We start from the raw sequence: 5,627 nt of genomic DNA on the forward strand, positions 1-5,627 counted from the left end.
CGGCTATGAGGACATCATGCAGGCGGTAGAGATTCTCGGCGACATCATGGACAACAAGCTCTGGGATGACCCCAAGTACCGGCAGCGCAACGCAGTGACGTGAGGGGGCTGATGCCACATTCCTTGTAGGCCAATGGCGTAAGCCATGCTCGGGGCCGACAGGCCTCCAATAAGGCGGCTGCGCCGCCATCGGCCAAGGGGCTGGCCTCCTACGGAACATACAGCCACATTCACCGTGGGAGCGCCGGTCCGACGCCTCGGTCCCGTTGCGCGATGGGGCCGCAGGCCCCCATTTTTCACCGCCGCAACGGTTTGAGTTCGTCTGCGAGCAGGAAGGCGAGTTCAAGCGCCTGGTCGGCGTTGAGGCGCGGGTCGCAGTGGGTGTGATAGCGGTCGGCAAGATCGGCTTCGCGAATATCGAAGGAACCGCCGACACACTCGGTCACATTGCGCCCGGTCATCTCGAAATGCACCCCACCGGCGTGCGTACCCTCTGCCTGATGAATCTGGAAGAACTGCTTTACCTCGGACAGGATCGCATCCACCCGCCGCGTCTTGTAGCCGTTACCCGCCTTGATGGTGTTGCCATGCATCGGGTCGGATGACCAGACCACATTGAAGCCTTCCTTTTTGACCAGCCGCAGCAGGCGCGGGAAATGCTCGGCGATTTTCTCGGCGCCCATGCGCACGATCAGGTTCAGGCGGCCGGCGTCATTGTTCGGATTCAGAATGTTCACCAGTTCGACCAGATCTGCATCCGAAGTGGTCGGGCCGACCTTGAGCCCGATCGGATTGTGGATGCCCCGGGCAAACTCGACATGTGCCCCGTCCGGCTGGCGCGTTCTGTCGCCGATCCAGATCATGTGGGCAGAGGTGTCATACCACTGATCGGTCAGCGAATCCTGTCGGGTAAAGGCTTCCTCGTAGGGCAGTAGCAGACCCTCGTGTGACGTGTAGAACGACGTCTCCCGAATCTGCGGTGTATTGTCCGGGTTGATGCCGCAGGCACTCATGAAGGCCAGTGTCTCGTCGATCTGATCCGCCATGTGCTGATAACGCTCGGCATTCGGCGTCTTGTCGATAAAGCCCAGGTTCCATTCATGCACCTGATGCAGATCGGCAAGCCCACCCTGGGCAAAGGCGCGCAGCAGATTGACCGTGGCCACTGACTGCTCGTAGGCTTTGTACATGCGCTCCGGATCAGGCGTACGGTCGGCTTCGGTAAAGTCTATACCGTTGATGATGTCGCCCCGATAGCTGGGCAGTTCGACACCCTCAATGGTTTCCGTGTCGGCGGAACGTGGCTTGGCAAACTGCCCACCCATGCGACCGATCTTGACCACCTTGCGCTGCCCGCCGAAGGTCAGGACCACCGCCATCTGCAGCAGCACGCGAAAGGTGTCGCGAATCTGGTCGGCATGAAATTCATGGAAGCTTTCGGCACAGTCGCCGCCTTGCAGCAAAAAGGCGTCGCCGTTGGCCACTTCGGCCAGGTCGGCACGCAACTGTCGTGCTTCGCCGGCGAAAACCATGGGCGGGCGGGTACGCAGGCGGGATTCCACATCGGCCAGGGCCGCTGCATCGGGGTAGTTGGGCATCTGTCTGACGGGCTTGTCCCGCCAGGAGCTGGGGCTCCAGGTCATTCCATTTCCTTGCTGACTGTCATTGGGTGTGTGATGACGCTGAGAGATGCTGTTTCAGCGCACTCAGCGGGTGTGGCAATGTGGCGCCGGACAGGCGCTTGCTCTGCGTGCGGCAGGAATAGCCGGAGGCCACCAGGCGGTCCTTGTAGGCCGGGTTCTCCACCAGCGTCCGCCAGGAGAGATCATAGATGGTCTCGCTGGTTTGCCGGTTGCGCGTCTCATGGCCGAAGGTGCCGGCCATGCCGCAGCAGCCGACGCTGAGCACTTCCAGCTTGAGACCTGCAGCCGAAAACACCTGCTGCCACTGGCGAATACTGGGCGCTGCATTGGTACTTTCGGTGCAGTGGCCCAGCAGATAAAACGTCTCGTTTTGTGCGGCCCGCGACTGGAAACGCTCCAGATGCTGTGCCAGATACTCCTGCGGCAGGTGCACATCCGGCACTGCAGCGTCGCCAAGTAGTTTGCGGTACTCGGAGCGAAACGCCAGCACCATGCTCGGGTCGACGCCGACAAAGGGCACATCATGTGCGGACAGGCCGCGCAGCCAGAGTGCCTGCTGTTTGGCGGCTTTTTCGAAGGCATTGTGAAAACCGTGCACATGCAGCGGCTTGCCGTTGGGCAGGAAGGGCATCACCAGTGGGTTGAAACCGAGGGCACGGAAGCTGTCCAGCATATCAAGCACGGTATCGGTCTCGAAGAAGCTGGTGAACGCATCCTGCACCAGAATCACCGAGCGCTTCCGGTCATCTTCCGACAATTGACCCAACGTCTGGACGGAGGCCAGGGGTATGCCGCGCTGGCGCAGAGCCTGCTTGAGATTGGTGTCGCTCAGCAGCGGGCTGTCGACCATGCCGGCGCCATGCTCCAGCAGCCAGCGTACCGGTCGACTGCGCATCGGGATATTGTACAGAGGGCGTGCCTTGGCCAGCCAGGGCACCACATATTCGAGACCACCGATCAGATAGTCCTTCAGCGGGCGCAGGTGGCGGCTGTAGTAGACCTCCAGAAACTGTGCACGGAAGGTCGGCACATCCACCTTGATCGGACACTGGCCGGTGCACGACTTGCAGGCCAGACAGCCCATCATGCTGTCATGAATCTCCTGATTGAAATCCTGCTCATTGCGGGTCAGAGTGCGCCAGGCACGACCGGGCAGGCTGAACAGGAAATTCTGCGTTCGCGCCCGGTCGGTCAGCTCGGTGCTGTCCAGGCCGTGGTCACTGAGCTGGCGCAGCCATTCGCGCACCAGCGAGGCTCGCCCCTTGGGGGTCTGGCGGCGGTCGCGGGTCGCCTTCCAGGACGGGCACATATAATCGTTCGGGTTCCAGTTGTGGCAGGCCCCGTTTCCGTTGCAGTACATGCCGGCGGAATACTGATCCCACATCTTTACCGGAATGGTTCTGTCCAGTTCGCCGCGGGTGGTCACTTCGTCGATTTTCAGCAGGGCAGTGTTGTCATCCGGCGTGGCGATCTTCCCCGGGTTCAACTGGTTGCGCGGGTCGAAGGCTGCCTTGATTTGTTGCAGCGCCGGGAACAGGTCACCAAAAAACGCCGGTGCGAACTCGGAGCGTACGCCCTTGCCATGCTCGCCCCACAGCAGACCGCCATAGTGCTTGATCAGCGCCACCACCTCTTCGGTGATCTCGCGCACCTTGAGGGCCTGTTCCGGGTCCTTCATGTCCAGCGCCGGGCGCACATGCAGCACCCCACAGTCGACATGACCGAACATGCCATAACGCAGATTGCGCCGGTCCAGAATCTCGCGGAAACCCATGATGAAGTCGGCCAGGTTCTCCGGCGGCACGGCCGTGTCCTCGACAAACGGAATGGGGCGCGCTTCACCCTGCACATTGCCCAGCAGCCCGACCGAGCGCTTGCGCATGGCCCAGATCTTGTTCACTTCGCCGGTGCCACGCGCCACGGTATAGCCGGTGCATTGCCCGGTTTGGCCTTGCACCTGCTGCAGGTGCTGCTCGATCACCGCCAGTTTGCTGTCCAGTTCTTCGTCGCTGTCGGCGGTGTATTCGACCAGATTGACGCCACTGATTTTGCCGGCACTGGCTGGAAAATAGTCGGACACCGACGACCAGACGAAATCGCCCTGGGCCAGTTCAAGCACTATGTCATCCACGGTCTCGATCGATGTGGGGCCTTGCGCCATCAGCGCTCGCGCATCCCGCAGCGAGGTTTCGAAGCTGTCATAGAAGACATTGACCAGCGCCGATGTCTTCGGAATGGGCAGCACATTCAGCCGGGCTTCGGTGATAAAGCCGAGCGTGCCCTCGGAGCCGCACAGGATATTGTTGAGATTGAAGCGGCCTTCCTGGTCGCGAATGTGAGCCAGATCATAGCCGGTCAGACAACGGTTCAGCGGCGGGAAGATGGCGTCTATCTCGGCCTTGCGAGTGTCGAAGATGTCGCGCACGGTGCGGTGAATGGCACCAACTCGGCTTTCATCTGCGCAGCGTTCGGCCAGTTCTTCCTCGGTCAGTGGGCCGGTACGCAGAAGAGTGCCATCGCCGAGTACGGTTTCCAGTTCCAGAACATGGTCCCGGGTCTTGCCATACAGTACCGAGCCCTGACCGCTGGCATCGGTATTGATCATGCCACCCAGGGTGGCGCGGTTGCTGGTCGACAGTTCCGGCGCAAAGAAGAGGCCGTGGGCCTTCAGCGCCTGGTTGAGCTGGTCCTTGACCACACCGCACTGCACGCGTACCCAGCGCTCTTCGACATTGATCTCGAGAATCTGGTCCATATGGCGCGAGGTGTCGACCACAATGCCATCGGTCAGTGACTGACCATTGGTGCCGGTGCCGCCACCGCGCGGGCTGAGCACGATATCTGCAAAAGGGGTTTGGTCGGCCAGCCGGGCCAGTATGGCGATGTCCTGTGCATCCTGCGGATAGACGACAGCCTGCGGCAAACGCTGATAGATGGAATTGTCGGTGGCCAGCACCGTGCGGTTGGCATAGTCGGGGCTTATTTCACCCCGGAAACCCGCCTGCGCAACGGCTTCCAGATAGGCTTGATAATGGTCGGCGGGCGATGCAACGTCGGCCAGGCTGGGTAGCATGATGGTAGAAGCCACTTCTTGTGAAAGGGACGCAGTAGTTTACTGAAAAGGGGGTCGAAAGCACAGTTGCAAGAGCAGAAGGCCGGCAGAACGCATAAGGAATTGTCGGCGGTGGACAGCAATTTTGGTCGACGGTAGACAGTCGACAGAAAACAGTAAATTTAGCCCTATTGGAGCCTTCAGCTATTGGCCGCTTTTTCTGTCTACTGTCGACTGTTATCTGTCTACTGAACTATCGTGATTCAAACAACGCCCGCAAAATATCATTCCGCCGAATCTCGCCCAGCAGCTTGCCGCGTTCGATAACCGGGTAGATCTTGGGTTTGGGGCCTGACATCATCTGTGCCAGTTCGACGATGTCCATACCGGGTTCTACACTGAGTACCGGGGAGCTCATCACGTCCTTGACCTGCTTGGTTTCAGACCGATGATAGCGGCTTTCCAGCATATAGCGCAGGCAGTCCTGTTCGGAGACAAAGCCGATCACTTTGCGCGTGTCATCGACCACGGCGCAGCCGGGAAGGCCGATTTTGAGTAGCAGGCGAACTGCTTCTGAAACGGCGGCATCACAGTGGATCGTGGTGGTGCTGTGCACCATATAGTTGGCTACGGTTTTTTCGTCAGTCTTGATCATCGCGTTCTCCTTTCGAACATCTGCCGAGCCCGGGCGGCGCTTCTGATGGCACCTCTCAAACCCTGTTATGAGAATAGCAGCTTTTCCTGTGTGGCTGTAGCGCAAAGCATTTTGGGGCGGCTGCGCTACCATCGGTCAGGGGCTGGCCTCCTACGGAACATACAGCCACGTTCACCGTGGGAGCGCACCCCGTGCGCGATTGGGGCCGCAGGCCCCCATTTAAAGGCGGCTGCGCCGCTATCGGCCAGGGGCTGGCCTCCTACGGAACATACAGCCA

3 protein-coding genes are annotated in these 5,627 nt (G+C 60.1%); all 3 read right to left on the reverse strand.

What is annotated here, in order from left to right:
* Positions 1-296 precede the first annotated feature (296 nt).
* The 3 genes from LAT62_RS15720 to LAT62_RS15730 all read right to left on the reverse strand — a co-directional run bounded on the left by LAT62_RS15720 (position 297) and on the right by LAT62_RS15730 (position 5,350).
* Positions 297-1,643: a class II 3-deoxy-7-phosphoheptulonate synthase gene (locus tag LAT62_RS15720; protein ID WP_293386073.1), complete on the reverse strand. Its 1,347-nt coding sequence runs from the start codon at positions 1,641-1,643 to the stop codon at positions 297-299.
* A 19-nt stretch (positions 1,644-1,662) separates the two neighbouring features.
* Positions 1,663-4,716 carry an FAD-binding and (Fe-S)-binding domain-containing protein gene (locus LAT62_RS15725; RefSeq protein ID WP_293386075.1) on the reverse strand — a complete coding sequence of 1,018 codons (3,054 nt, stop codon included), beginning with the start codon at positions 4,714-4,716 and terminating at the stop codon, positions 1,663-1,665.
* 232 nt (positions 4,717-4,948) lie between these two features.
* A complete protein-coding gene (locus LAT62_RS15730) occupies positions 4,949-5,350 on the reverse strand; it encodes a CBS domain-containing protein (protein ID WP_293386077.1) in 402 nt (133 codons plus the stop codon).
* Between the last annotated feature and the right edge of the window lie 277 nt (positions 5,351-5,627).

The sequence above is a fragment of the Natronospirillum sp. genome, from assembly GCF_022565775.1.
Classification (GTDB): Bacteria; Pseudomonadota; Gammaproteobacteria; order Pseudomonadales; family Natronospirillaceae; genus Natronospirillum.